Source organism: Desulfonatronovibrio magnus, assembly GCF_000934755.1.
GTDB classification, from domain to species: Bacteria; Desulfobacterota; Desulfovibrionia; order Desulfovibrionales; family Desulfonatronovibrionaceae; genus Desulfonatronovibrio; species Desulfonatronovibrio magnus.
Genome location: NZ_JYNP01000135.1, coordinates 1 through 2304, shown reverse-complemented (window position 1 = coordinate 2304; position 2304 = coordinate 1). Strand labels below are relative to the sequence as shown.

At 44.8% G+C, this 2304-nt stretch carries 2 protein-coding genes and 1 pseudogene; all 3 read left to right on the top strand.

Translation table 11 applies throughout. The features are described 5' to 3' along the window. Positions 1 to 327 (top strand): annotated as a pseudogene (locus LZ23_RS25070) (tyrosine-type recombinase/integrase); the annotation flags it as partial. Further along, entirely contained in the window at positions 287 to 973 is a 687-nt protein-coding gene (locus tag LZ23_RS11695) for a tyrosine-type recombinase/integrase (RefSeq protein WP_045214396.1), read from the top strand. The pseudogene LZ23_RS25070 and the gene LZ23_RS11695, both read left to right, overlap by 41 nt. A 70-nt stretch (positions 974 to 1043) precedes the next feature. After that, entirely contained in the window at positions 1044 to 2072 is a 1029-nt protein-coding gene (locus LZ23_RS11690) for an Rpn family recombination-promoting nuclease/putative transposase (protein ID WP_045214394.1), read from the top strand. Positions 2073 to 2304: the final 232 nt, after the last annotated feature.

Below are 2304 nucleotides of genomic sequence, written 5' to 3'. Positions count from 1 at the left end.
GCATTCCAGGAGCATGTCCAGGTAAAGCATGCAGGCTTTGTGCTGCGCGGATTCATCCGTTATCTCCACCGGCAGGGCGTAATCTCCCTGCCGCCGGATGCTTTGCCTAAAGGCAGAGGCAGAAGCAAACTGAAAAGAGACAAGCTGCCCCCGATATATGAGCAATACATCCATTATTATCAGAAAACCAGACAGACTGGGCATATCCAGATGTTGCGCATCATGGCCACGTTATCCGCCCTGAATGATTACTTGCAGAAAAGTGGAATCCGTCTGGAAGAACTGGATGTCTTTCATATGGACACTTTCCTGGCCGAAAGAAATTAAAAATTACGCCCCTGAGACCCGGATACATGAACGCTCAAATCTCAGGGGATTCTTGCGTTACCTGTACCAGGAAAGAGCTGTAATCAGGCAGGATTTGAGCGCCCTGATCCAGGGACCTCCTGTATTTGCCCAGAGCAATCCCCCCAGATTCCTTACTCTGGAACAGACCAGGAAGCTCCTTGAAAGTATTGACGTGAATCATCCCCAAGGGCTCAGATCATACGCCATGATCCACTTGATGCTGTCTCTTGGTTTAAGACCAGGAGAAGTCTGTAAGATATCTTTGGACGATATCGGGTTCCAGAAAAAAGAAATATGTATCCCGGACAGGAAAAACGCCATCCCGGCCAGAATGCCTTTACCATGCGATACATTAAAGGCTCTGGCAGGGTACATTGCCTGGGAAAGGCCCAAAGATCCGGGACACAGATTTGTATTCTGCGCAACACGCCCCCCATTCAAGCCAATAACGTCCATGGCCATCAGCCTGGATACCAGCGCCTGCTTCCGCAAAGCCGGAATCAAAGGCTCAGCCTATTGGCTGCGCCACACCTATGCCCAAAACCTGCTTCAATCCGGGGCTTCCATCTTTGAAATTAAAGAGATGCTTGGTCATGACATCATCAAGACCAGCAACGCAACATAAGGGTTCTTTGAGTTGACTTTTTGTGATGATGCTTGCCAACCATATTCAAAAGTAGTATTATTATTTCCTTATGAGCACACCAAATATTCATGACAGCACTATCAAGTACTTTTTGTCGGATCGGCTGAATGCCATCAGCTTAATAAAATCAATGCTTCCTGCAAAAATCGTGAAGCAGCTTGATTTTAATAAGATTTATTACAAGAAGGACTCATATCTGCCCAAGAGTCTGCAGAGTTACTATTCAGACTTGGTTGTCAGCGTGCCGACTAAATGCGGTTCATATGTAGCCAAGGTCTTTTTTCTCCTGGAGCACAAGAGCACCTTCAAAAAGAATACACCGCTGCAGTTCTTGAGGTACATTCTTGAGTTCTGGAAGCAATACCAGAAAAATACCGGTGAAACCAGATTGCCGGTTATTATCCCGATATTGATAGCTCATCCAGAGGAGGGTTGGAAACCCACCAAGGTGTCAGACTTGGTGGATCTGCCCTCTGATGATTTCAAAATTTTCATTCCTGACTTTAACTTCTTGCTGTATGATGCAGTAAATGATGACCCTGAAGACTACGATTTTGATGAAACTTTAAAAGCTCTTTTTACCATCTGGCGGTATTCGGGGTCTCCAGAATTCATGAAAGGGGTCAAAAGAGCCTTACAGTTGATAAAGAAAGTTGATCCTAAGGCGCGTTTGCTGGATTTTTTGCAATTGATTTTGCATTACCTGGAGTTAACCAGGGACGAAAAGGAATATATTGACATAAAACAGATTGCCGAAACTGAGATAGACGAAGGGGAGATATATATGGGAACCATAGCTGAAATGTTTAGAAGAGAGGGACGAGAGGAAATTAGGGCAGAGTATGAAAATACAATTAATGTGTTGAAAAATGAGTGGTTTGGTCATGCTATGCTCAAAAACGCCCAAGAAACCCTTATAGATGTAGCTGGAGACTTTCACGGCCCTTTACCGAATTCTCTCCAGGATAAAATCAAATCTATAGACTCCATCGATAGCCTGCGGACATTAACCAGAAAGTTTTATAAAACTCAGTCCCTCGAAGAATTCTCCGAGCTCGTAAACCGAGCAGCACAATAAAAAACACATCCATAATAAGGTCACACTGCCAAGGTGTGACCTTTTGTGTCCTTTCGGCAAAGCTGCGTAAGGGCAAAAAAAATTTTGGACCAGTTGGCAGGTGGGCTTTAAGGCGCAGCGAGCAGCTTAGTGAAATCGGGGACAGGTTCTTTAAGTTGCATTTTCTACCATATTTCGCTACATTCCCTTCAACCCAACAACCACAAGCCCTAACAGAGGTTTACCATGCCAA